General features: G+C 72.1%; 15 protein-coding genes. 9 read left to right on the forward strand and 6 right to left on the reverse strand.

Going from position 1 to position 25,978, the window contains the following annotated elements; translation table 11 throughout:
* Positions 1-29: 29 nt before the first annotated feature.
* Positions 30-1,079, forward strand: a complete 1,050-nt coding sequence (locus WMF19_RS38135; RefSeq protein WP_437894865.1) for a hypothetical protein — start codon at positions 30-32, stop codon at positions 1,077-1,079.
* Positions 1,080-1,200: 121 nt separating this feature from the next.
* On the opposite strand, the gene WMF19_RS38140 is transcribed toward WMF19_RS38135, so the two are convergent.
* The 6 genes from WMF19_RS38140 to WMF19_RS38165 are packed head-to-tail and all read right to left on the reverse strand — an operon-like array spanning position 1,201 to position 15,203.
* A complete protein-coding gene (locus WMF19_RS38140) occupies positions 1,201-5,322 on the reverse strand; it encodes a DUF6531 domain-containing protein (RefSeq protein ID WP_437894866.1) in 4,122 nt (1,373 codons plus the stop codon).
* 34 nt (positions 5,323-5,356) lie between these two features.
* Positions 5,357-7,789 carry a hypothetical protein gene (locus WMF19_RS38145; protein WP_437894867.1) on the reverse strand — a complete coding sequence of 811 codons (2,433 nt, stop codon included), beginning with the start codon at positions 7,787-7,789 and terminating at the stop codon, positions 5,357-5,359.
* Complete coding sequence (locus tag WMF19_RS38150; RefSeq protein ID WP_437894868.1) at positions 7,786-10,326, reverse strand: type VI secretion system Vgr family protein; 2,541 nt, start codon at positions 10,324-10,326, stop codon at positions 7,786-7,788. Before WMF19_RS38150 ends, WMF19_RS38145 begins: the two co-directional genes overlap by 4 nt.
* Positions 10,323-10,826, reverse strand: coding sequence for a hypothetical protein (locus WMF19_RS38155; RefSeq protein ID WP_437795198.1), 504 nt, complete (start codon positions 10,824-10,826; stop codon positions 10,323-10,325). Before WMF19_RS38155 ends, WMF19_RS38150 begins: the two co-directional genes overlap by 4 nt.
* On the reverse strand, positions 10,819-13,002 hold the full coding sequence (locus tag WMF19_RS38160; protein ID WP_437894869.1) for a type VI secretion system Vgr family protein: 2,184 nt from the start codon (positions 13,000-13,002) through the stop codon (positions 10,819-10,821). Before WMF19_RS38160 ends, WMF19_RS38155 begins: the two co-directional genes overlap by 8 nt.
* On the reverse strand, positions 12,999-15,203 hold the full coding sequence (locus WMF19_RS38165) for a type VI secretion system Vgr family protein (protein ID WP_437894870.1): 2,205 nt from the start codon (positions 15,201-15,203) through the stop codon (positions 12,999-13,001). Before WMF19_RS38165 ends, WMF19_RS38160 begins: the two co-directional genes overlap by 4 nt.
* 272 nt (positions 15,204-15,475) lie before the next feature.
* Between WMF19_RS38165 and WMF19_RS38170 the strand changes: the two genes are divergently transcribed.
* The 8 genes from WMF19_RS38170 to ypfJ all read left to right on the forward strand — a co-directional run bounded on the left by WMF19_RS38170 (position 15,476) and on the right by ypfJ (position 25,861).
* On the forward strand, positions 15,476-16,591 hold the full coding sequence (locus WMF19_RS38170; RefSeq protein WP_437894871.1) for a hypothetical protein: 1,116 nt from the start codon (positions 15,476-15,478) through the stop codon (positions 16,589-16,591).
* Between the two features lie 210 nt (positions 16,592-16,801).
* On the forward strand, positions 16,802-17,221 hold the full coding sequence (locus tag WMF19_RS38175; RefSeq protein ID WP_437894872.1) for a hypothetical protein: 420 nt from the start codon (positions 16,802-16,804) through the stop codon (positions 17,219-17,221).
* Between the two features lie 117 nt (positions 17,222-17,338).
* Entirely contained in the window at positions 17,339-17,728 is a 390-nt protein-coding gene (locus WMF19_RS38180; RefSeq protein WP_437894873.1) for a nuclear transport factor 2 family protein, read from the forward strand.
* A gap of 23 nt (positions 17,729-17,751) precedes the next feature.
* Complete coding sequence (locus WMF19_RS38185; protein ID WP_437894875.1) at positions 17,752-18,048, forward strand: hypothetical protein; 297 nt, start codon at positions 17,752-17,754, stop codon at positions 18,046-18,048.
* A complete protein-coding gene (locus WMF19_RS38190; RefSeq protein ID WP_437894876.1) occupies positions 18,045-22,283 on the forward strand; it encodes an nSTAND1 domain-containing NTPase in 4,239 nt (1,412 codons plus the stop codon). Before WMF19_RS38185 ends, WMF19_RS38190 begins: the two co-directional genes overlap by 4 nt.
* Before the next feature lie 130 nt (positions 22,284-22,413).
* The gene (locus tag WMF19_RS38195) at positions 22,414-23,412 is read left to right on the forward strand and encodes an ADYC domain-containing protein (RefSeq protein ID WP_437894877.1); all 999 of its coding nucleotides are present in this window, start codon (positions 22,414-22,416) and stop codon (positions 23,410-23,412) included.
* A gap of 252 nt (positions 23,413-23,664) precedes the next feature.
* The gene (locus WMF19_RS38200) at positions 23,665-24,834 is read left to right on the forward strand and encodes a hypothetical protein (protein WP_437894878.1); all 1,170 of its coding nucleotides are present in this window, start codon (positions 23,665-23,667) and stop codon (positions 24,832-24,834) included.
* 193 nt (positions 24,835-25,027) lie between these two features.
* Positions 25,028-25,861: a KPN_02809 family neutral zinc metallopeptidase gene (gene ypfJ, locus WMF19_RS38205; RefSeq protein ID WP_437325247.1), complete on the forward strand. Its 834-nt coding sequence runs from the start codon at positions 25,028-25,030 to the stop codon at positions 25,859-25,861.
* The last annotated feature ends 117 nt before the right edge of the window (positions 25,862-25,978 follow it).

Consider the following 25,978-nt stretch of genomic DNA (forward strand, 5'->3'; position numbering starts at 1 on the left):
GGAGCGAGGGAGGAGGAGTCGAGCACGGTATGTTCAAGGCCATCGCATCATCGCCGCAGCCCATCCGGTTGCACAGGCTGCATGGGGCGATCCTCGCCTCTACCGGGTTTCACGTCGCGCGGGCCCAGGACGGCCATCTCCACGAGATTCGGAAGCTGGAGTTGCCGGGTGCTCCGGACGCTCAGCCGCAGCTCATGCCGAAGCCGTCCGTCCGACCGCAGATTACCAGCATGGTGGGCCGGTGGCCTGACCAGGTCTGGGCTCTTGTCTATGCAGGGCCGGGGATGCGCGCCATCGAGGGGCCGATGCCTGGTGCCACGCTCTGGATCCAAGTCAGCAGGAATGTGGTGGTTCGTTGGGACGACGCCTCTGGCTGCTGGGTGGAACACCCCGAGAACGAGTGGGTTGGTGAGTGGGCTGACGGGGTGATCGTCACGGGATCCGACGGCAGGTTCAGATGGGCGGACGGCGCGGACACGCCGATCGATCCCGTGCTGACTCAGGGTATTTTTGCATACAATCCCTATGTGACCAGGGAAGGCGAGGTCATCCTTCGCATCATAAAATCCCCGCAGTATGAGCCTGGCTGGTGGATCTTTCGGCGAGGAGAGCGCGAGCCGGAGCGGTTCGAGTGGCCACCCGGAGTGGATGAGCAGAGCGCGGCGATCTTCATCGACTATCGGTCGAACGGGCTCTTCGCCTCAGGTAGGCTGACGTCGGCGGAGAAATTTATCGCACATCGTGTTCAGGGGGGGTGGAAGTTGCTGCCGCCCTTCCGAGAGAGCCACGAAGTGCAGGGCATCTTGACCACATCCTCGGGGCAAGTCTTTCTGTGCGCACAGGCGTATTCCATGCCAGTGCGCATTTACCGTCTGGCGGCGAGAGGGGACTGGGAGAGTGTTTCGGTGCCGTTTCATACGAAGTGCAGCGGCGCTTCTCTGTTTGAGCTTGATGCTGCGAGGGTCGGTGGCTGTCCTCCGTATCAGCTCATGGCCAGCGAGAACGATGAGCTGTGGCTCGCCGCCGACTTCGCAATTGACGACGTGCATCGCGCCGTCCTTTACCATGCATCTGTCTAGCTCGCGGGTGTTGAGATGGCTCTCGGACATGTCCGCGAACGAGCTCCGCGGTACCTGTGATCTGCTCCGCGGATGACGCAGGATTGATGAAGGATATGCTCACAGATTCATTGAACACCCATTAGCCCGACGGAGGGCGTCGAAAGGGCAGTCCATTGTCCGGTCGGGCAACGTCGAGCGGCTGCGTGTTCGAGCCTGGCTTGATGTCGAGCGGCTGTGTTCTTGAGCCCGGGTTGATCGGGCGCGGCAGTGTCGTGTATTGGTCGTGTCGGTTGCCCTGACGGGGCATGCCATTGTAGAACGAGTTCCACTGTCCGGGGCGCGTGTAATCTGGCGGAGGTTCAGGCTTGCCAGGCTTGGGTACATAGGTCGCGCTATTGGCGACTCCGACTGGAGGTCCGATGTAGAGGCCGAGGTTCCAGACGACATCACTCGGACCGTAAACGTACCGGTTCGGAAAGGAGAGGGATATCTGCTGGGCCACGCCGTCTGGCATGCGACCCACGTTGCACGAGTTGAGGACGATGTTTCCTGCGCTGTTGTAGTTCCCGACAGCGCCGATCATCTCCAAGAGCTGACGCGGCGTATGGTGGGTCGTCATCCCGTTCGCGTCTCGCACCGCCACGTGGTGGGCGGTCCCGTGCACCGCGATCACGTACTTGCTCGGGTCCGGCTTGACCTCGGTCATGCACACGGCGATGAACTTGTCATGCGCCGGGTTGCCGATGATGACGCAGGAGAGTCCCAGCGGATCGACATGGGTGGTGGGGCTGCCGTCGAAGGCGAACAGGTTGCGGCTTCCGAGCAGCTCGAGCGGATCCGGCGTCAAGAAGCGCGCGGTCTTCGGGTCGAAGTAGCGGTAGCGGACATAACAGAGCCCGGTCTCCTCGTCGTGGTATTGGCCGAGCAACCGGAAGGGAGACGCCACGGATGAGTCGCCCTCACGTCGCGCGGTCTCGACGATGAAGCCGAAGGCCGCGTGGCGCGCTGACCACGCGACGTCACCCTTCACGCCGATGAGCTCGGTCGGGGTGCCGAGATGGTCGGTGATGACCGCATGGACCGCGGCGTCCTCCTGCTGGAGAAGCGGGCACATCGTCCCCGGCTCATGCACGAAGATGCGCACGCCGCGCTCGGAGTCGAGCTCTGCAGCGAGGCAGAGGCCGTCCCATAGGTACTCGACCACGCGGGGCTTCGGCGCCTCCGCCATCGCCAGCGCGCCCGGTGAGGAGGGCGGGATGATCTCCTTCCTGATCCTGCGGCTGAACGCATCGTAGCTGAAGAGCACACGCGTGCCGTCGCAGAGCTGCGCTTCGCGGAGCTGGCCGCGACAGTCCCAAACGTACTGCGTCTCGCCGTCCGATCGAGCCTCGCGAATTCGCCGGTTCGCGCTGTCGTAGGCGTAGGTGGCCTCCTCGGTGCGTAACAAGAGCCCGCCCGGTCCCGTCTCCCAGGCCGAGCTCGCGGGCTTCAGCGAGTCTCCCGCGTCGTACACGAAGGACTCGCGTTCCTTCGGAGAGCTCGCCTCGAGCAGCATCCCGAGGCGATCGTAGCCGTAGCGTGTGAGCCCCCAGCGCAGATCGTTGCGCTCGACGAGCGCGCCAGAGGGATCGTAAGCGTAGCGGCGATCCACGAGCGTGCGCTCGGCGACGCCGACCCAGTCGCGGATGGGGCGCGCCATCAGGTCGAGCTCGCGCCGCGCCTCCACGCCCGCACCAACGAAGACCTTGCGGACCACCGAACCGGCGAGATCTCGCTGGATCTCCACGCGATAGCCGTCGTGATCGAGCGACGAGACGTTGCCTTCCTCATCGTAGGCATAACGGGTCACGTGCCCCGTCGGGAGGTGGCGAGCGATGCAGCGGTTCTGACTGTCGTACTCGTAGCGGATCGTCCGGCCGTTTTGAGTCTCTCCTACCACGCGGCCGAGCGTGTCGTGCTCGACGGAGAGACGGATCTTGCCGCTCGGATCGTCGACGATGTATTCGACGACGCGGTCCTCGGGCGTCTCGACCCTGATCGCTCCGTGCGGCGTCTCCTCCGCGACGAGCCTGCCTGCCCCGTCATAGCGGAGCTCGCGGAAGGTGCCGTCAGGGTTCTCCACGCGAGCGAGGCGGCCGTTCTTGCCGTGCTGCGCGCGGGAGACGCGGCCGTCATACGAACGGTGTTCGCGGAGGTTGCCGGCGCGATCGTAGCGGAAATCGAAGGTCTCGCCCTTCGGGTTCTTCACCTGCTGCAGACGCTCGCTGAGGTCATACGATAAGGACCAGACCGAGCCATCGGGCAGGATCGCCTCGATGGGAGATTTCAGGCCGGCGTAGCGGAACGCTTCGGCGCGCCCAAGCGCATCCGTGCGGCGGGTGAGGCGGCCGAGCGCATCGTGCTCGAAGCGCAGGGAGGTCCCGTCCGGTAAGTGCAGCGCGACCGGCCGGCCGAGGGCGTCGAGCTCGCGGCGAGTCACCCTTCCCAAAGGATCGACGTAGGCGACCGGGCGTCCGAGCGCGTCGTGGCGCCAGCGGCGGATCCCTCCGCGAGGCGTGTGCTCCTCAATGGCGTTGTGCTGCTCGTCGTAGATGAAGGCGCCGCGAAGCCCGTCCGGTCCGTGCACCTCGGCGAGGCGCCCCTGTTCGTCGTACTTCAGCGCGAGAAAGGCGCCGGACGCGTACTTTATCGAGATAAGTCGATTCCGGTGGTCATAGCCGAAATCGGTGCACACGCCACCCACGCGGCGCTGCACGAGCAGATCCTCCGCATAGTCAAGCTCGACGAGCGGGCCGAGTGGGTCAGCCATCCGCGTGATGTTTCCTCGCGGGTCACGGGTGAGCGTCAGCGTGTCACCTGCCGCGTTTTTGGCCTTGAGGAGCAGGCCATCGGCATCGAACTCGAGATCGCGCACGGAGATGCCGTCGGTCGAGGCCTCCCGCACCACCGAGCCGTCTTCGGGCCGCCACTTGAAGACGCGCGGTTCGGGGTTGCCGGTGAAGTGCGTGATCCCCTGGTCGAGATCGTAGGTGAGATCGCCGGCATGGAGATCGCCGTCGCCCCAGGAGCGGACACAGCGACCTGTCTCGGCATCGTAGAGGTAGTGGAAAGAGAGACCGGTCGGAAGCGTCTTCCGAATGAGGCGGCGCTGCTCGTTGTAGACGTACCTCTCGGTATGGCCTAACGCATCGGTCACCTGCGCGAGCTCGTCAGCATCGTTGTACGCGAACGAGACGGCGTGGATCGGGGCGCGCCCTTCGCCGCCAGGGGGGAATACATCGAGACGCACGATGTGGCCGTTGCCATCGTGCTTGAGGGCGATCGTGCGGCGGGCGGTGTCGACGACCCGCGCGAGCCGCTCCACGTCGTACTCGAGTATAACCTTGTGCCCGGATTCGTTGGTGATCTCACGGAGGACTGCGCGTCCGCCGCCGCTCGGGCGAAAGGTGCGGGTGAGGCGCGTGTCGAGCGAGAAGACCGTGGCGCCGCCCCGGCTGTCGCGGGTGAACACGAGGCGTTTGCCGCGGTGGAAGGCTGGCTCGCGTGGCTTCGTATCGCGCACCGTGATCGTCGCGCCGTCGGCGTCACGAAGGTGTAGCGTATCACCGGCGAGCTCGATCCACTGGTGATACGAATGCGTCCAGCCGCCGCGCCCGAGCGGCGTGTGCTCGCCGACGCGCGCGGAACTGTAGAGGCGCGTCCATTCGATGGGGATCAGCCCCGGAATCGAGATATCGATGCTCTCGTCGACCATCGCGCCGGATGCAACGGAGATCGGATCGAGCACCACCATCACGTTCACGGTGGCGCCGGCGTGCGTGGTGGCCTGGATGATGTCCGCCGCCAGGAGCACCCCGCTGATCTGAGCGATGTCTGAGGATGCGCCAGCTGCGTTGAGCCACACATGGTCGCCGGTACAGGCGATCCCACGATCGCCTGATACTACCGTCGTTGACGAGGTGAAGACATTGCACGCCTTGTTCACGACGTGCGTCACGGCGTCTCCCCCGGTCCCCTGGCAAGGGGCGTTACCTGGCGCCTGGACATTCATCGAGCTGCCATCCAGGAGCACCGGCGCGCCGCCAATCTCGATCCGCTCGCCTGTATCCGTCGCGCTCGACGAGAGCGCGACGTACGGGAACGGGGTTGGCACCGGACCGACGGGAGGCACCGGCGGCGCATGGCTCAGGGCCGGCACGAAGCCGGGACAGAAATGATTGCTCCGTGTCGTCGCAATATATTTGTAATTGATCGTCGCCACGGCGCTCTCTCTCCTCTCCCGCTCGCCCCGGTCCTCAGCCCCGGCTGCGCGCCACCTTCAGAAACGCCACCAGGTTCGTGTCCGCCCTCGCCCAGAACCCGCTCACGTCGACCGCGTGCGGCAGCCTCAGCCGCGCGCGCAGCTCGTCGACCCGCGCCTCCACGGCCAGGCGCGACAGCCTCCCCGACGCGCACTCCTCCACGGCCTCTGCGATCGAGAACTCGCGCCCCCCGCGGTAACGCCTTTTCGGATCGAGCCGCTGCGCTGCTATCGCCTCGCGCCACGCCCCGGCCTCCAGCTCCCGCGCCTCCTCGACGACCGGCCCGAGCAGCGTTCGCAGCGCCTCCGCCGCATCGTCCGCGAGCGCCTCGTCGTCGAGCCGCTGGATTATCCAGCCGGCGCTCGCCGGGCAGCCGAAGCGCGCCACTGCGGAGAGCGCCGCGCGCGTCGGCCGGTGGCGGCCAAGCAGGCTCTCGAGCCGAGGCCAGTCCCCCGGCTCGCCGGCCAGCGGGAAGAGCTCCGCTGCGCGCAAGCCGAGCCGCACGCTCAGCGCCTCGTCGCGCACCAGCCCCACCTCGCCGCCGATCACGAGCACCCGCGCGGCCGACCAGGCCACGTCGGGGGAGGCCCCGCCACAGAGCTCCCGCAAGCGCTCGACGAAGTGCGCACGCTGCGCCGGCGGTAGCTGCTCACAGCCCCAGATCCCGGCGCGGACCACCGCGTCGTGCTCGTCGGCGAGCGCGGCGCCGAGCGCCTCGACCGGGAGCTCGCCCCGCATTGAGCGCAGGTTCACGCCGATGGCGCGCGCGATCGGGTGTGCCGACGCCGACAGCGCCCGCGCCAGCCCCGCAAGCCCAGGCCGCTCGACCAGCGCGAGCGCCTCGGCGACCGCGATCGCATGGTCCTCGGCGTCCTGCGGGATCAGGTGCGCCGCCCGGTGGATGGCGGCGAGCGCGTCGTCACCCTCGAAGGCGGCGAGCGAGAGCGCGCCCGCGAACGACTTCCACGGGTCGTCCATCCAGCGCTCCCAGAAGGCCGCAACCTCGATCAGCGCCCGAGGCCCCGCGGCCACGATCGCGTCGATCTGCCGGAGCATCCGCGCCTCCGTCTCCGGCAGCCACGAGCGCCGCCCCTCGACGCGATCCCGAGCGAGCGCGGCCACGAGCTCCGCGCAGTGATCGACGACCGACGCATAGAACCCCGCCAGCGTGACCTCGATCACGCGCCTCGCGTCGAGCCGCACCGCCGGCGCGGGGGCGCTCTCGCGCGGCAGCTCCGGGAGCGCCGGTGCCACGTCGTTCGCCGCCCCGCTGCTCGCCGCGCCCGCCCCCCCAGCCTCCTCCTCGATCCACGCCTCGTCTCCCGGCTCCTCCGCCTCGCCCGGCGGCGGCACGAACGCCTCACGCTCCACCCCCCGCGCGATCACCGCCCCCGAGAGCGGCATCATCACCGGAAGCGCCCCCTCCGCTCCCGTGCGCGCCGCGGCCCCGAGCGCGATCCCGCGGGTGCCATCGCGGGAGATCGCCCAGGCCACGAACGACCTCCCGGCCTCGGCCGGCGCCGCGCCGTGCCGGAGCGTCGCGAACGCGCAGGCGAGCCCCATCACGCCCGCCGCGGCCCCGAGCTCGCCGACCTCCACTTCGAGGCAGCGATCGAAATAGCTCGGCGACAGCCGCTCCGCGCACCGCGCCGTCGTGAACTGCCACTCTCGGCACCGGAGCGCGCCAACACGCCCCTGCCCGAAGACGGCCTGGATCGACCCAGCCGCGGCGGGCAAGCCGCGCAGGAGCGCCGTCATCGCCGCCGCGTCGACGGGCTCGTCGTCCTCGTCGGTCGCGCGCCCCGGCGCGTGCCGGCTAGCGACGATCTCTCCCACGCCCGCCACCCCCCACCGCGACGCCTGCTCCGCGGAGGCCACGAGCAGCGCCCCCGCGCCCTCGGACGGCGGCGGCGGCGCGAGCAGCCACGGGCTCTCCGGCCTCCGCCGCCGCTCGGCGAGCGCGTCCACCCCGGCGAACGAGTCGACGCCGACGAGGAGCGCGGCGCCGCCTGCGCCGCCCGCGAGCAGCTCCGCGATCCGCGCCAGCGCCGCGAACGCGCCCGCCGCCCCGGTGAAGCGCTGCGCCGCGGGGCCGAGCGCGCGGGCCAGCTCCGACAGCGCTCCCTCGGGCAGCCCCGGCCGTGGCGCCGGCGTCACGACGAAGCGCGGGATCCCCGCGCCGTCGCCCCCCGGCAGCGCCGCGAGGGCCTCGGCGACGGCGCCCCGCGCGAGCGCGAGGAGGCGGCCCCCGTCGGCCTGCGAGGGCCTGATCCACGGGCAGTAGCGCGCGCCGATCCGGCGCCCGTCGGGCCCGATGAACGGCGACGGCGGGGGCGGCGGCGCTCCGGCGCGCGGGAAGAAGACATGATCGCGCGCCGAGGCGCCGGCGGGCGAAACCAGGCCGAGGCCGAGCACGGTGAGCTTCATCGGTGCGTGAGCGAGCCCGACTGCTTCGAGCTCCCGGTGATGGTGATCGAGGGGGACTTGATCGTGACGCCCGCCGGTGTCGCCGAGATCTCGGACGCCCCGCACCGGAAGGTGATCGGGCTGCCGCCGAGCTTCAGGTTCCCGCTCACCTCGAGCGTGAGCGCGCTCTTCGCGGTGAGCGTGTACGAGCCGCCCGCGCTGATCCTCAGCGCGCCCTTCACGTCCGAGGTCATGGCCCCCGCGACGCTCCGGGTGATCGCCCCCCGGCTGCCGATGTTCAGCGATCCGAGCCACTCGCCGAGGCCGCCGCCCACCGTGAGGCCGGCGCTCGCGGCGCTGCTCGTGTGGCTCCCGTTGATCACGGTCGTCGCGGGGCCGGCGGTCACCCACGAGACGGGGCCCGGCGTGGTCAGCGCGTAGAGGGCGCCCACCGCCTCGGTGTACGACCCGCTCGCGACGACGCTGCGGTGGCCCGGGCCGGGGCCCGCCGGGCCGCCGCCTGCGCCGCTCGCGCCCGCGGCCCCGCCGCCCGGCGCCGCCTCGCCCTGCGCGGGCCGGCCATGATCCCACGGCATCGGGCTCGACGACCCCTTCACCGCCGCCAGGATCGCCTCGCCCCCCGGCAGCAGCGACATCGCGCTGCCCGCCGCGCTGTCCTTGATCGCGGCGAGCGCGCCCTCCGCGCCCTTCGCCTGGTAGCCCTCGTAGGCCGCGCGCGACGCGCCCATCGCGGACGCCGCGATCTGCCCGGCGGCGCCCCGCGCGCTCACCTTCGACAGCAGCGCGGACGCGGCGAGGTTGGCCGCGCCCTTCACGGGGTTGCCGGCCTGCTCCACGAGCATCCCCCCCACCACGGCCGTCTCGGCGCCGACCTCGCTCACGAAGTTGCCCCCCGCGCTCTGGCGCTGCACGGCGCCCACCGTCACGCTGCGAGAGCCGTAGCCGCCGATGTACCCGAGGTGCACCGAGGTCGACTCGTCGCCCCCGACCTCGGCCTGCAGGGCAGCGCCGACCTGGAGATCTTCGTTCTTCAGCGTCTGCGCCTCGTGATCGCCCCCGACCGTCGTCTCCTTGGCGAAGGGCGCGTGCACGAGGACGTGCTCGCGGCCGGCGGCGTCGTCCATCTGGATCGCCGTCCTCGCCCCCGCGCCGGGCGAGCTGTCGGTCGCGATCGAGGTCACCGTCTTGTTCGCGGGCAGCGCGAGCGGCGGCCGCTGCTTCTCGTTGTACGAGCGCCCGAGCACAACGGGGCGATCCGGATCGCCGTCCTCGAACATCACGAAGACCTCCCAGCCCACGCGCGGCAGGAGCATCGGATCCGGCAGGTGCGGCTGCGCCACCCGCACGGGCAGGCTGCTCCGCTGGTCGCCCTCGCCGTGCAGATCCCAGTGGAAGCGGAGGTGGACGCGGCCGAGCGCGTCGGGGTGGATCTCCTGCCCGCGCTCCCCGGTGACCCAGGCCGACTGCACCCCGGCGATGCGCGGCCTCGGCGTGATCTTCGGCAGGCGGAAGGGCACGCTGGCCGGGATCGCCCCGACGCTGGCGCGGAAGACTCCGTCGCCCGCGTCCCAGCGCAGCGCCACGTCGGTCACCACGCAGTCGCCCCCGGCCTGGACGACGCCGTGGTGGTCCGGCGCCTCCACGAGGCGGCAGCGCGCGCCGGGCGAGAGCGCCAGCGCGTTGCTGTCGAACGACAGGCACGCGGCCTCGGCCCGCAGCGACTCGAGCCGGATCCGCGCGCGATCCGCGCCCTCCGCCGGCGAAGCGAAGCCGCCGGGCGCCTCGTAGACCTCCACGTCCCGCTCCGCCTCGACGCCCCCTGAGGCCTCGGCCTCGAGCGCGAGCCGGGGCTGATCGGGGCTGTGATCGCGGAGGACGACCTTGCCGGCCGCGCGCCTGAGCCGCCGCGCCGCGTCCACCGCGACGGGCCCCGGCTCGTCCAGCGTGCTGCGCGTGACCAGCGCGACCCCGTCCGGGTAGGCGTCCTCGGCGGAGGCGGAGTCGTCCTCGAGGACGAACACCTCGCCCTCGCCGTCGTCCTCGAACCGGAAATACAGCCCGTGCTCCTCGCAGATCCGCCGGACGAACGCCGCGTCGCTCTCCTGGTACTGCACGACGTAGCGGCGCTTCGGGTAGGACGCCGCGAGCCGCTTGCGCACGGTCCTGTAGCCGCCCCCTCGCACCACCTGCTCGACGATCTCCGGCGCCGTCATCTCCTGGAACGTGCGCGCCCTCCGGGTGAGCCCGAGCAGGGCGAAGCGCGACGCGAGCGTGAGCCGGTAAGCCCGCAGGTGCTCGTGATCGCTCGCGATCACGGCGAACCGGGTCACGACGCCGAGGAACGTCCTGCTCCCCGTGGGAGCGTCGAGGGCGAGCCGCCCCGCCTTGCGGAGCACGCTCCCGGGGGCGACGAGCGCGTCCCTCGGGCCGTGGAGATCGATCTCGAACGCCGAGGCCGCTCCGAGCCGCTCCACGCCGAGGACGCGCGACGGCGAGAGATCCGGATCGCCCTCGATCGTCAGCGCGACGCCGCTCACGGCAGCTCCACCCGCGCCGAGAAGATCCGCACGAGCGCCGCCATGTCGATCACCAGCCGGTCGCCCTCGATCCGCACCGCGCCGCCGGGCTCGATGCGGAGGCTCGATCCCGGCACCTCGAGCTCCAGCGTCTCCCTGGCGCGGAGCCGGAGGTGGCGGGCGTCGAGCGCCAGCGTCCCGTGCGCGTCCGGCGCCGGCGCCGAGGCCGTCTGGAGCGCGCCCAGGATGGCGACGCCCCCGGGCGCGTCCGCGAGCACGACGGTGCGGCCCTCGCGCATGCACTCCTCGATGAACGCGGGCGAGACGCCGGCGGCGAGCGTCGCGAGGAGCCGGCGCCCGTCGCTCGAGCGCACCTGGAACGCGGGGCGCGCGTCGCTCTCCTCCTCGCCGCGCGCGGCGATCATCTCCACGACCCCCGGGTGGAGCCCGGGGCCGAGGGGCTTCGCCTCGCCCCGCGCGGGGCGGGCGGTCGATTGCTGGACCGTGCGCGACCTAGCCATAGTGATGAACCCCTTCCTCAACGCTCGACGTCGGACCCTCGAGCTTCCCCGAGATGGTGATGGATCCAGGGGTCATCGTGATCGTCACCCCCTGCGCCTTGATCGTCAGCTTCGCGGCCGCCTCGACGGCGACCTCGGCGCCGGCGATGTCGGCGGCGCCCCGCGAGGTGGTCGTGACCTTGCCGAAGCTCTCCGCGACGTCGCCTCCGGCGGCGACGCTGCGCGAGCCGAAGCTCTCGGCGTAGAGCCCCCGCACGGTGAGGGCGTAGGAGCCGGCGTCGATCGTCTGCGCGCCCGAGACCTTCACGATCGCCGCGCCGGCCACGCCCACCGACTCCGACGGGCCGGCGGTGGTGCTCACCGAGCCGCCGACGAGCAGCGTCGAGGCGCCCTTGACGAACACGCTCTGGTGCTCGACGCCGACCTCCTCCTTCGCGCCGCCCACCATCCGGACGAAGCTCGGCGTCACGGTGAGGTAGTCGCCGCCGGCGCGGATCACGCGGGCGCCCCCCACGGTGATCGCCTCCGAGGCCGCCCTCAGACCGTAGTTCGAGTCGACCGCCACCTTGCGCTCGCCGCCCACCTCGAGCGACAGCGCGCCCGCCACCTTCTCGACCCGCCGCTCCTTGACCTCGACCGTCCGTGCGCCGCCGACCACGCGCTCGGATCGCCCGGCGATCTCGGTCCGCTTGTCGTTCTCGGTCCGCTCCCGGTAGTCGCCCGACGTGTCGAGCCCGAGGCGCTCGTTCCCGGCCTCGTCGCTGATCCCGACGCCGCTGCCGCCCGAGCCGCCCGGGGTCGCCCGCGTGCCGAGGCGGGTCTCGACCTTCTTCGCGGGCAGCGCGGCGGGCGGCGCCTGGACTGCGTTGACCATCCGGCCGAGGATCACGGGGATCTCCCCGCCCCGGTCGCTGAAGCCGACGAGCTCCTCCCAGCCGACCCGCGGGTTCAGCATCGCGCCCGAGAGCTGCGGCTGGGTCACGCGGGCGAAGCCGGAGCTCCGGTCGTCTGACGTGTCGCGCGTGTCGCGCGTGTCGCGCGTGCCCTGGCGATCCCAGCGGAGCCGGAGGCGGCTGCGGCCGTGCTCGTCGAGGGCGATCTCCTTGCCCGGCGGCCCGGTGACCACCGCGGTCCCGGCGCCGCCGCGAGGCGCGGGGGCGCGGCGCGCCGGGCGGAAGCCGTCGCGCGCCGGGACCGCCTCGAAGCGAGCGCGGTAAGCGAGCTCCTCCGGACCCCCCTCCGCCCTCGCCTCGTGCACGACGGCGAGCACGAGCCAGCGCGCGTCGCCGAGCTCCTCGGGCGGGCTTGTCACCTCGACGATCTCGCCGGCGCGGAGCTCCGGCGCCGTGGCCTCGCCCTCGAGCGAGGTCGCCCCGGCCCGGCGTTCGGCGAGGCGGATCGCCGCGAGCTCGCGGCCCGCGTCCGGATCGTCGAGGCCACCCGGGACCTCGTACCACTCGAGCGCGCCCTCGCCCGAGGCGCCGCTCAGATCGAGCATCGGCCGCGTGAAATCGTATGCCTTGAGCGCGACCTTCTCGACCGCCACGCGCTTCCGGACCCGCGCTGCGTAGAGGGCTCGCCCGGGGACGAGCCCCGCCTCGTCGCGCCACGGGATCGCCGCGCCCGTGTCGAGGAACGTCTCGGGCGCGTCGGCGACGTGGAGGAGCGCGGGATCGCCGTCGTCCGGGAACCAGCTCATGCCCTCCTCGGCGAGGAGGCGGGCGCAGAAGCCGAGGTCGCTCTCGAAGACCTGCGCGCAGTGGGGCCGCTTCGCCGCCGCGCGGCGGGCGCGGAGGTCGAGGCGGACGCCGTGAGCGCCGAGGACGCGCGCCGCGATCTCGGTGGCGCTCTCGTCGACGAAGACCCGGTAGTCGCGCGTCTCGTCGAGCCGGGCGACCGGCGAGGCGAGGGTCACGCGCGCGTGGGCGTCGCGCTCCTCGACGGCCTCCACAGCGAGCGCGAAGCGCCGCTCGACGCCGTGGAAGCGCAGCGTGAGCGTCGCTGCGCGGCCGATCAGATCGAGCGCCGCGAGCTCGGCGGGCTCGCCGCCCACGAAGGCGGCGCAGCGCGCGTGGGCCACCGTCGGGGCGCAGGCGCGCTCCTCGACCTGGCACGCGTGGACGCGGAGCTCGGCGTCCACGCCGGGGATCTCGAGCAGGATGGGTCGCTCGCTCACTTGCCCGCCTTTCCGCTGGCGCGCCGGGTCGTGCCGCCGTCCACGTGGGTGACGCCGCCGGTCGTCTTCAGCTTGCCGCCGCCCAGCGTCATCGTGCCCGCCGCGATGCTGCCGCTGGCCTGGATCGTCACCACCGGCGCGCTGATCGACACCTTCCCGCCCGCGCCGATCGAGACCTTCCCGGCCGTGATCGTGCCCATCGACGCCTTGACGCCGACGTTCCCCGCGGCCCGCTCGTGCACCGCGCCCGCCTGGCTCCGCTTGCCGCCGTTGATCGACTCGGCGTAGCTGCTGCAGCGGATCGTCCGGGACCCGCGGCAGGCGTAGGTGCGCGCCCCCGCGACCGACTCCGAGACGCCGAGGCCGCTCGCGATCGACGTCGTCCCGAGCACCACCCGGGCGCAGCCGCCGCTGACGTTGACGTTGGACTGGTTGCAGAGCAGCGCGTAGCCGCCGCCCACGACCTCGACGCACGACCCGCTGGCCAGCACGGCGCGGTTGCCGGTGACGTCGACGAGCTCCGCCCCGCCGACGAGCTCGGAGCTCGCGCCCTCGACCGAGAGGAGCAGCTCCTGCCCCACGTCGACGCGCTGGTTCGCCCCGACGCGCGCGGCGTGGCTCCCGAGCACGTTGCTGGTGAGCGACAGGCCGACGACCTGCGCGTCGTCGCCGTCGATCCGCGTCGTCTCCGGGCCGCCGACCTTGACCGAGAGATCCCGCGACGCGTGGATCGAGAGCGCCTCCGCGCCCGCGTCGTCGACCATCGTGATCCCCTGGGTCTCGCCGCTCCTCGGCGTGGTCCAGGACTGGAGCGCGGTCGTCGCCGACGCCGCGGGGAGCGGGAACGGCGCGACCGCGGTCGCGTTGTAGGCGCGGCCGAGGACGAAGGGGCGATCCGGCGAGCCGTCGAGGTAGCCGACGTGGACCTCCCAGCCGACGCGGGGCAGGAACATCGAGGCGCCGAGCGGGTGCTGGAGGCAGCGGATCCAGTGCGAGGCGCGGTCGTCCGTGATCCCGGAGCGATCCCAGAGGAAGCGCAGCTTGATCCGGCCGAGATCGTCGACGTGGATCTCCTCGCCCGGCGGCCCCGTGATCACCGCGCCGTCGATGTGCTCCACCGCGGGCGCCGGGCGGATCGCGGGCCGGAAGGGCGGGTGAGCGCCGCCGTCCGCGGCCTTCGTCGGCCTGAGCGCGATCCGGTTTCCGTAAGGCGTGGCCGCGCCGCCGTCGCGGCTCGGCCGGGCGTAGCGGTGGGAGAGCTCGGCGACGAGCATCCGCTGCTCGAAGAGGTCCGCCCCCGCGCCCGTGATCTCCACGAGGCGCCCTGGCCCGAGGCGGATGCAGTCGCTCTCCCCCGTGACGGCGACCTTGTCGCGCTGCAGCTGCTCCAGCCGCCGCCTGGCCCGCGCCTTCGCGGCCTCGGCCGTGGGGACGCCGGCCGGGACCTCGAGCCACGCGAGCTCGCCCTCGCCGGCGTGGCCGTCGATGTAAACGTCCGGGTGCCGCACGTCGAAGTCCCGCACGGTGACCCGATCGGCCACGGCCCGCTCCTCCCACTCGAGCGACGAGAGGGCGCGCGCGCCGAGCTTCGCCCCGCGGGGCCCGGCGTAGGGGAGCGTCGCGCCGCCCTCGATCCCGTCGTGCGAGCCGTCGCCGTCGCCGAGGACGACGCGGTGCTCGCCCTCGGCCGTGGTGTCGAACCAGTACGAGATCCCCTCGTCGGCGAGCAGGCGCTCGATGAACGCCCACTCCGCCTCGGCGTACTGGACGCACTGGGGCCGCACCGGGTACGCGCCCGCGAGCCGCGGCTCGATCGCCGCCGCAGGGATGCCCGCGCCCGCCAGCACCTCGGTCACGACCTGCTCGGTGGTCTTCTCGAGGAAGACCCGGTAGCCGCCGCGCAGCGTGAGGAGCCATGGGGGATCCGAGAGGCGGAGCGCGTAGATCCGCTCCCGGCCGCGGCGGAGATCGCAGCTCGCCTCGACGACGAGGAGGCGGACGAGCCGCTCGGAGCCCTCGGCAGGGTCGACGAGCGCGAGCGTCGCCGGGGCGCGGAGGAGCGCCGCGAGATCCACCTCGTCGGGGACGGCGACGCGCACCTCCCAGGACGAGAGGGCATCCATGGCCTCGCGCCCCGCGAGCTCCAGCACGACGCACTCCCCCAGCGGCTCGCAGGCGAGCCGGACGTCGACGTCGCTCATGGCTCCCAGGCCCGGGCTCCGCGGGGGAGCCCGGCATCATTCCGCGGAGATCTGCGCATGTTCGCTGCCACCCCGAGATCGCTCCTGGCCACGCGAGGTCGCCGTGGCCGGTGTAGACAACAGCCGCAACACCGTAACAGAGCAGATCTGCGTGCCGGTTGGCCAGCCCGTCGAGCCGTGCCCACGGGGCCGGCTGGTCGCGAGCGTCCCGCCGCCGCGCTTCCACCCCGCCATGGATTGCGCCAAGCCGCCATGGATTGCGCCAAGCCGCCATGGATTGCGCCAAGCCGCCATGGATTGCGCCAAGCCGCCATGGATTGCGCCAAGCCGCCCGAAAGCGCGCCGGTCGTGGTGAGTCTCCGGAGCCTCGGCGCACCCAGGCTCGCAATTACGCGCATCCTCCCGGAATGATCTCTCTATATCTGCCGAGAAGAGCGGCTATTTCAAGTGCGCCTGTGCCCGAGCATCGGTATCAGAGCCGTGTGGGAAAGCTGGACCGGTTCGCGAAGCAGACGTTCGCGGAGGAAGCGGCGCGGGTCACGGGCGGCGCCGCCGCATGGCAGGAGGCGCCCGAGGTTCGCCTCGATCGGGTGCAGGCCGACGGCTACCTCCGGGTGCTGCGGCCCGACGGTCTGACTCCCCTGGCTGCGCCATGGCCGGAGGCTCGGGGACATGAGGAAACGCTCGTCGAGCTGAAGATGCCCGGCGATCACGTGGACGTGGTGGAGCTCAAGCGGGCGCTGCTGCGCCGGCAGGCGCGGGAGGTCGAGCGGGTCGAGGAGCGCGTGCCGCCGTGGATGGGGGAGGAGCCGCTGTGGTTCGTCGCTCCCCACGTACCGTCGTGGCTGCACGGCGTGCGGGCGCTGGAGCGGTTTGCCTCAGGCTGTTACCGCATCGGCCCCTCGCCGTTTCAGTTTCTCTGGGTCGCGGCCAACGAGCTGCCGTTGCGGGACGAGCTGGTGCCGTTCCTGGTGGCGCGCTCGGGGAGGGCCCTGGACGATTTCGCCCGGTGGGTCGCACCGCGGCGGGAAGTGGAATGGGTGCTCTCCATGCTACAGTACATGCCGATGTCACCGTGGACCCAGGAGGAATTGAAGCGGCGGCTCGCTCGCTCCGATGATCCGGAGATCGAGGCGCGCCGGCAGGGGATCCTGCGCACCTTGCTCGCGGATAGCCCGGAGGTGAAGGAGGAGCTCATCGAGGAGGGCCAGCAGGAAGGCCGGCTGACCGAGGCGCGTGCCGCGCTGCGCACGGTGCTGGCGCGGCGTGGGCTCGCGCTCAGTCCCGCGCTGGAGGCGCAGATCGACGGCTGCGTCGACATGCCCACGTTGCACCGATGGCTTGAGCAGGCCGTGACCGCGGCCGGCGCCGAGGAAGCGCTGACGTAGATCGCGACACCTCGCGGCAGCCGCCTCCTCACAGGTTGACGAGGGAAACACCGACTGCCCTATGGCGCGGGAAAGCAATTGGGCCCTGCGACGCCGAGCCGCTCCGTGAATTCTTTCGTGGGGGCGTTCACGAGAGGCGACGATCTGGACAGACCTGGTCCGGCGGCTTCGGTTGACCAATCGATTGATAGTCCGGTGGGCGAGGCACCCATGAAGCGACGGTTTCGGGAGGAATACGATTACAGCCCGAGACCCGTCGCTCCGGGTTCGGTGACGATCCTCCTCGTCGCTTGTCCGCGCTGCTGCGAACGTGCCGAGTTGGCCCGCCGCCATGAGCCGCCCCAGGAGGTGCTGAGCTGCTCGCGATGCGGCCACATCGAGCAGAACCCGAGCGGGTATCGGTACTGGCTTCGGGTCGCGTGCTGCGGCCACACCCTCTATGCGATCAACAGCCACCACCTCGCGCTCCTGGAGCTCTACATCGCCTGTCCCCTGCGCGAGCGCCTACGGATGCATTGGGCCGACCGCGACTACCTGGCCACGCTACCCCGGTGGATGTGTCTTGCCAAGAACCGCAACAGGGTTCTCCGCGGTATACGGGCCTTACGGAACAACATCGTTGATTCATGATTGGGTCGATGGCTACGCGGTTGACGCGGTCCGCCACGCCATACCTCGTCGCGGCCCGACTTCACCGTCGACGGCGTCATGGCGCACGGGTAACACTGCGTGGAGCCGCGGACCTCCATGACCGACGAACACCCCGCCTTCGGGCAAGCCATCCGCGACGTCATGGAACGCCGCGCCCGCGCCCTGGTGACGCGCGACCTCGCCGAGCTCGCGCTCCTCCTCGCAGACGACTTTTCGTACGTGAACTCCCAGGGGACCCTCTGGGGCAAGGCCGAGTACCTGACGGCGGTCGAGGGGGGCGCGCTGCGCTGGAGCGCGCAGACCGCGGAGGAGGTCGGCGTGCGCAGCTACGGCGAGCTCGCCGTGGTGACCTGCCTGGTGCGCGACGAGGGGACCTGGCATGGCGAGCCGTTCAGCGCGCGGTTCCGCTCCACGCAGGTCTATGCGCGCCGCGAGGGCGTGTGGCGCTACGTAGCGGGCCAGTCGACGGGCCTGGACCAGGGCTGAGCGCGGGGGGAGGACCCTCGTCCGTGGAGCGCGCCCTCTTCGGCTTCTCCCTGACGCTGGTCGTCTCTTGCCTCTGGCGCCTGGTCGACCAGCCCTCGGAGGGCGAGGAGATCCTCCGGAGGCCGCGGGCGTCTCCGCAGACACGCGTCGGCGGCGTCGCGGGGCAGGAGACCGCGCGGCTCACGGGCGACGCGCGGAGCGCCGGCGAGGGGCTCCGCGCGCCGCTCGCCGCGCGGCGCGGCGTCGGGCGAGGGACCACACAGGGAACGCTCGGCTCGGGTATAGTCCCCGGGCGCTTGGCGCGAGGCGGGCCCTCGTGAAAGAGAAGATTGCTCCAACCCTCTCGCAGGCGATCCTGCGCCCCGGCGGCGGAGAGACGCAGTCGCGGGCGGGCGACGTCCTGCCGCCGTCGAGCTTCGGCCCGGAGAGCCTCGGCCCGTCGAGCTTCGGCCCGGAGAGCCCCGGCCCGTCGAGCTTCCACCCGCCGAGCCGGTTCGAGGAGTACCGGCTCCTCCAGAAGCTCGGCAGCGGCGGCATGGGCGATGTCTACCTCGCGCACGACACGCTGCTCGACCGCATGGTCGCGGTGAAGTTCATCCGCGCGGCGACCGCGGACGCCGAGGTGCGCGCGCGGCTGCTCGCCGAGGCGCGCGCGGCCGCCCGCATCCACCACCCGAACGTCGTCGCCGTCTTCCGCGTGGGCGAGCTCCGGGGGCGGCTGTTCGTCGTCTCGGAGTTCGTCCGCGGCCAGAGCCTCGACCGCGTCGACGTGCCGATGCCCTCGCGCCGCGTGCTCGATCTCGGGGCGGGCCTTGCGCGGGGCCTCGCTGCCGCCCACCGCCGGGGCGTGCTGCACCTCGACATCAAGCCGGCCAACGCGGTGCTCACCGCGGAGGGCGAGGCGAAGCTCCTCGACTTCGGCCTCGCCAAGCTCCTCGAGCCGGCCGCGCGGCCCGACACGCGCGGGGCGCGATCCGACATCCCTGGAGGGCGATCCGACATCCCTGGAGGGCGATCCGACATCCCTGGAGCGCGATTTGACGTCCCTGGAGGGCGATCGGACATGCCCGGAGGGCGATCGGACATGCCCGAGGCCCGATCCGACAGTCCCGGGGGGCGATCGGACATGCCCGGGGCCCGATCCGACAGTCCCGGGGGGCGATCGGACATGCCCGGGGCCCGATCCGATAGCCCCGGAGGGCGATCCGACTCGCTCGGCGCGGATGCGCTCTCTGGCGGCGAGGCCCTGCGAGGGGCGCAGGGCGATACGGACGCGGCGATCGCGCCCGGCGACGAGCCGCTCGAGGGCGAGTTCCGCGAGGCGGCCGAGATGGCGGCGCGGCTGCTCGACGCGACGACGAGCGTCGGCGGCGGCACGCCCCACTACCTGCCGCCCGAGCTGTGGCGCGACGAGCTCGCGACGCGCCGCTCCGACGTGTACTCGCTCGGCGCGCTGCTCTTCGAGCTTTGCGCCGGCGTCCCGCCGCACCACGACGTGCCGATGGGCGAGCTCCCGCTCGTCGTCCAGAGCGAGGCGCCCCGGCCCCTCGCCGCCCTCGCGCCGGGCGTCGACCCGCGGCTCGCGGCCGTCATCGAGCGGTGCCTCGAGATCGACCCGGCCGACCGCTTCGCCTCGGGCGACGAGCTGCGCGACGCGCTCGAACAGCTGCTCGCCAGGAGCCGCCACGCCTCCGTCGCCCCGGAGGGCAACCCCTACCGCGGGCTCCTCGTCTTCGATCTCGAGCACCGCGCCGTGTTCTACGGGCGCAGCTCCGAGACGGGGACGATCCTCGACCGGCTCCGCTCCGAGCCGATGATCGTCGTGGCCGGCGACTCGGGCTCGGGCAAGTCCTCGCTCTGCCGGGCCGGCGTGCTCTCGCTCGTGCTCGAGGGCGCCCTCGGCGGCGGGCGCGCCTTCCAGACGGCCATGATGGTGCCGGGCCGGCACCCGCTCGCCGCGCTGGCCGCCGCGCTCGAGCCGGTCCTCGGCGCCCCCGCCGAGCGCATCGCCGAGGCCGTGCGCGCCGCGCCGGGCTCCCTCGCCCGGGACCTGCGCGCGCGGCTCGGGGAGCGCGGCGGGCTCGTGCTGTTCATCGACCAGATGGAGGAGCTCGCGACGCTGAGCAGCCCGGGAGAGGCGGCGCTCGTCGGCGAGGTGCTCAGCGCCTTCGCGGCGCGCTCGCCCTCCCTGCGCCTGCTCGCCACGGTGCGCGGCGACTTCCTCGCGCGCGTCGCCGGCATCTCCGGCCTGGGCGACGACATCGAGCGCGCGCTCTACCTGCTCCGCCCGATGTCGGCGGACAAGCTCCGCGAGGCCATCACCGGGCCGGCGCGGGCCAAGGGCGTCGCGTTCGAGTCCGACGCGGTCGTCGACGCGCTCGTCGAGTCCACCGCGCGCGCCGAGGGCGGGCTGCCGCTCCTCCAGTTCGCGCTCGCCGAGCTCTGGGACGCCCGCGCCGCGCCCGACGCGCCGCTCAGCAGCGCCGATCTCGCGCAGATCGGCGGGGTCGAGGGCGCGCTCGCCCGCCACGCCGATCGCGTGCTCGGCCGCATGCCGCCCGAGGTCCACGCGGCCGCGCGGCGGCTGCTCGGCGCGCTCATCACCCCGCAGGGCACGCGGGCGCGGCGCGCCGAGGGCGAGCTCGCGGAGAAGAGCGGCGACGGGGCGGCGCGGGCGGCGCTCGACGCGCTCGTCCAGGGCCGCCTCCTGTTCGCCCGCGAAGGCGAGCAGGGGACGGTCTACGAGATCGCCCACGAGGCCCTGATCCACGGCTGGGGGACGCTGCGCCACTGGCTCGAGGAGCAGCGCGAGCAGCGCGCGACGCGCCAGCGCCTCGAGGCCTCGGCCGCCGAGTGGGAGCGGCTCGGCCGGCGCCGCGACGCGCTCTTCAGCGCGCGCCAGCTCAAGGAGGCGAGGGGCCTCGACCCGGCCGACCTGCCGCCGCGCGAGGCGGCGTTCCTGAGGGCGTCGCGGCGCGCCGTCCTGACGCAGCGCGCGGTCCGGTGGGCCCTCGTCGTGGGCGTCCCGCTCGTCGCCGCGATGCTCTATGGCACGCTGGAGCTCAGGGCGGCGCGCCAGCTCGCCGCGCGGGCGGACAGGAAGATCCACGAGGCCGCGCTCACCTCGTCCGCCGCGGCGATCGAGCGCGCCGAGGCCGATGCGCTCCGCACGGAGGCGCTCTCCGCGTTCGATCGCCGGCTCCGTGACGAGGGGGAGGCGCTCTGGGAGCGCGCGCAGCGGCGCGCCGCCGAGGCCGAGCGGCTGCAGCTGCAGGTGAGCCAGAAGCTGGAGGCGGCGCTCACGCTCGACGGCGCCCGCAACGACGCGCGCGCGCGGCTCGGCGACGTGCTCTACGAGCGCGCGCTCGCCGCGGACGCGCGCGGCCACGCCTCGCTGCGCGACGAGCTGCTCCAGCGCATGACGACGTACGATCCCGACGGCGAGCGCCGGCAGCGATGGAACGCGCCCGCGGAGGTCGCCATCGAGACCGATCCCACGGGCGCGGACATCACGCTGGAGCGGTACGAGAGCGACGCGGAGGGGCGCCGGCAGCTGGTCGGACAGCGCCTCCTCGGGACGACGCCCTTCGCGAGCATCGCGCTCGCGCAGGGCTCCTACCTGCTCACCTGCGAGGCGCGGAATCGCACCATCGTGCGTTATCCGTTCCTGGTCCAACGCGGAGAGTCATTGAAGCTCTCCATCCCGCTGCCGCACGCCGGGGACGTTCCTCCCGGGTACATCTACATCCCGCCGGGGCGGTTCCTCTTCGGCGCCGCCCTCGACGACATGTACCGGTGGGCGTTCCTCTCCACCGTTCCTCTCCACGAGATCCGCACAGGCGCGTACCTCATCGCGCGTCACGAGACGACGTTCCAGGAGTGGCTCGACTACATCCAGGCGCTCCCGAAGGAGTCCCGCGGCAGCTCGTCCATCCAGGCGGGCAATGGCGCCATGACTGGCGCCCTGGGGCTGCGCCGCCTGCCAAATGGTGTGTGGCAGCTAACGATCCAGCCCACGGTGCAGGCGTATACCGCGCGGGCAGGAGAGCCGCTCGTGTATCCATCGCGGGCGGTCCGCGCGCAGCAGGACTGGCTTCGTTTCCCCGTCACGGGCATCTCCTTCGCTCAGGCCACCGAGTATGCCGCGTGGCTCCACAGGACAGGCCGCGTCCGCGGAGCCCGCCTCTGCACCGACTACGAGTGGGAGCGCGCGGCGCGGGGCGCCGACAGCCGCATCTTCCCGCACGGGGACAGGCTGTCTCCCGGCGACGCCAACTTCGATGAGACCTACGGCAAGGAGAGCTCCACGATGGGGCCGGATGAGGTGGGCTCGCACCCTGCCTCACGTAGTCCGTTCGGGGTCGATGATATGGCGGGAAACGTGCTGGAGTGGGCCATCTCTTCGATCGAGACCGACAAAGTGCTGTTGCGAGGTGGTGCTTATATCTATGATCAAACCTCGGTCCGAAGTGACAACCGGACCGTCGTTGATGGCACCTTCCTCGACCCGGTGATCGGGCTCCGCATCTGTGCCTCGTTCCCTCCACCACCGTGAAGGCGACGAGGCCCGCGGCGCTCGGACCGCCGCGGGGTTCATCGCTCGCGCGATCGGGGCTCGACCGCCGGAGGGAAGACCGTCGATGCGCAAGGCGTCACGGCTTTAGCGGCAGCGCTCGGAGGCGATCATGTTGAAGCGAGGGTTCCTGGCAGGGTCGATGGTCTTGCTCCTGTCGGTCGGCGCCGGCTGCGTCGCGGAGATCGACGGCGGCGAGGACGAGGAAATGTTGGCGGAGAGCTCGTTCGCGATGAGCAGGCTCAACGGCATGAACCTCAACGGGGTCCGCTTCAACGGGGTTCGCTTCAACGGGGTCCGCTTCAACGGGGTCCGCTTCAACGGGGTCTCGCTGGACGCGACGACGCTGGTCGGGACGCGCGATGGCGACGGCGCGCCGGTCGCCGGGGCCGACTTCATCGGCGCGGACATCGAGGCGGTCCTGGACGATGGGTCGTCGGTCGCCGTCCGCATCACGAACGTCGTCGAGCGCGACGGGCTCCTCTACTACACGGTGAAGTACAACGCCGGCTCCGGGGTCTTGGTGAACATCTGCGGCGAGGGCCTCGACGCGATCCCGGTGAAGGGGACGTGGGACGCGGTGACGGGGGCTCACTCGGACGACGTGGGCATGTTCACGTTCGCCTGTCAGGGCGCCGCGATCGGGAAGTGCGCCGAGTGGGGCTACAGGGAATGGGTGGCCGAGGCGGAGTGCAATGCGAGCGGCTGCGAGGACAGGGATCTCTCGTACTTCCATCAAGCGTGCATCCGCATGGTGCGCGCGGACTACTGCGGCGACGGCGTGCCGCACACGCAGACCGGGACGGCGATCGACGTCTGGGATGCGCTCGGCATCCAGACCGAGACGGTGGGCTCTGGCATGAGCCTCGAGGCCGAGTGGACGGCGGACGGCGCCGCCTGCGTCAAGCACACCCGGTGGAACGGCCCCGGCGGCAGCAATCCGGATCGCGACTACATCATGGCGCATTGCCCGGAGCGGTGGGCCGGGGACGATCCGAGCTGCGGCGGGGTCGGCTCGACCTTCCACAAGGAAAACGGCTTCACGACGCCGCTCGGCCAGCGGCGCCTCCTGCGGAACGCGTCGTTCACGACCAACGTGAGCCCCCAGTAGGCGGCGCCGTCGTGCAGGTCTGGGCGCGGTCACGCCCGCGCCCGGGCCGGGGAGTGCCGGAGTGTGTCAGCGCTGCGGCGCGACGATCGAGGGGAGGTGTGCCGCGCTTCCCGCAGAGACCGCTGGTTCCCACGCGATCGAGCTGCGACCGGCGGTGGTACATGGCTTGCGAAAGCGGCCCGCACAAGCCGCCCTGTTCCAGGCTCCTCGCAGCGCTCATGAGGCAGCAGGCATGGGCTGGAGGTGCACGCCATGCTGCTCGACCGATCCTTTCGACGAACGCTCATCGCCCGTCTCCTCCTGTGCGCCGGCCCCTCGACGGCCGCTGCCCTCTTCGTCGCAGCTGCGGGCTGCGGGGAGCCCGAAGCCGAGCCCGCCGACATCCGGTGCTTCGAGTGGTCCGAGGACCTCGGAGCGTGCCTGGACCGCCGGCAGGCGTGGGAGGAGTTCGAGAGCATCTACTGGCACTGCGAAGACAGGGTCGTGTCGGTGGAGAGCGACGGAGAGCTGCGCGACGGCGCGTGCTGCTACGAGGTGAAAGCCGAGGATCTGAGCGATACCTGCCCCACGGAGGGCCGGCCGTTCACGCTCGAGGGGCACCGGGTGACCGCGGCGCCGCGGGAGGCGGAGGCCGGATGGCTCGGGCGTGCGACGGCGAGCGGCGCGGGGGGGCAGCAGCCTTCGCTGGCGGAGCTGACGGACGAGGAGCGGGAGACGCTCGCCGGCGGCTGGCTCCGGAGCGCGCTCGAGGAGCACGCGTCGGTGGCGTCGTTCGCGCGCTTCGCGCTGGATCTCATGACGCATGGCGCGCCGTCGTCGCTCGTAGAGGCCGCCCACATCGCCGCGCTCGACGAGGTCGGCCACGCCCGCCTCGGGTTCTCGCTCGCGGCCGCCTACCGGGGCGCCCCCGTCGGACCCTCGGCGTTCCCCATGCCGCCGGCGGTGCCGATCGCCGCGGATCTCGTGGCGCTGGCGCGCGCCGCCGCGGAGGAGGGCTGCGTTGGCGAGACCGTGGCCGCGGTGATCGCGGCGGAGAAGCGCGCCCGCGCCGACGATTCTGCGGTGCGGGCGGCGCTCGAGGTGATCGCGGAAGACGAGTCACGGCACGCCGAGCTCGCCTGGCTGACGGTGGCGTGGGCGATCGGGGCCGGCGGCGAGCCGGTCCGCCACGGCGTGGCCGAGGTGTTCGAGGCCGCCGCGGCGTCGCTGCAGCGTCCGCCTCCGCCGGGGGCCGAGCCGGGCGGCGGCCGCGCCGCGGCGCTCGCGGCGCACGGCCACCTCGGCGGGGCCGACGTGCGCGCGCTGCAGGGCGCCGCGCTCGCCCAGGTGGTGCTGCCGTGTGCGCGCGCGCTGGGGCTCTGGGAGCGGAGCGCTGCCCAGAGCACCGGGCGAGTCGAGGAGAGATACCGCCAGGACGCCTGAAGGCGCAGAGAGGTGTCTTCTCGGGAGACGCCGAGAGAGGCCTCGTGTTCTTCGTGGCAAGGCGCAGGGGGCGATTCGCTCGCTCGCGCGCCGCGAGACCAGGCCGGCACCGCCAGGCGAGCAATACCCTCACGTCCTGACCGAAAGCTAAGGTACCACCCGATGCGCAGTCCACGCTATACATGCGCTGGCCATGCGCTGGACACCTGGGAAACGCAGTGCGAACCTCCGAGACCTCCGCGGCGCATCCGGCGGAGCGAAGCTCGGTGTCGGCGGGACGGTGATCCTGCTCGTGCTCTCGCTGGTCTTCGGCAAGGATCTCCTGTCGGGGCTCGGTCAGGGGGCCGCGACCCCCGGCGCGCAGAGCGGGCGCGCCAGCTCGCCCGAGGAGGAGCGGCTCGTCGACTTCGTCTCCTTCGTCCTCGATGACACCGAGGCCGTGTGGACGCAGGTGTTCAGCCAGATGGGGCAGCGCTATCCGGCGCCCCAGCTGACGGTGTTCACCGACTCCGTGAGGTCGGGCTGCGGTATCGGCGAGGCGGCGATGGGCCCGTTCTACTGCCCGGCGGATCGGACGGCGTACATCGACCTCGGCTTCTACCGCGAGCTCAAGGCGCGGTTCGGCGCGCCAGGCGACTTCGCCCAGGCCTACGTGCTCGCCCACGAGATCGGCCACCACGTGCAGAACGTGCTCGGGACCGAGCGCCGCCTGCGCCAGCTGCAGGCCGCGCGCCCGGGCGAGAAGAACGCGCTCTCCGTGAAGATGGAGCTACAGGCGGACTGCTTCGCCGGCGTGTGGGCCCACTCCACGGCGAAGCGCGACCTGCTCGAGGCGGGCGACGTCGAGGAGGCCCTCCGGGCCGCGTCCGCGATCGGCGACGACCGGCTGCAGAAGGCCGCGACCGGCAGGGTCAACCCGGAGACGTGGACGCACGGCTCGTCGGCGCAGCGGGTCACCTGGTTCAAGCGCGGCATGCAGGGCGGCCGCGTCGAGGACTGCGACACGTTCGCGGAGGGCACGCCCTGAACAGGCGGCGGTGTACGCTGCTCGCCCGCCGATGGTCTCGCCGCACGGTGCCCCTCGCTCCACGTCGCAAGGTCGCATTCGCCCTCGTGCGCGTCCCCTTCACCTTCGTGCGCTCGC

The organism is Sorangium sp. So ce124 (genome assembly GCF_051525235.1).
Taxonomy (GTDB): Bacteria; Myxococcota_A; Polyangia; order Polyangiales; family Polyangiaceae; genus Sorangium; species Sorangium atrum.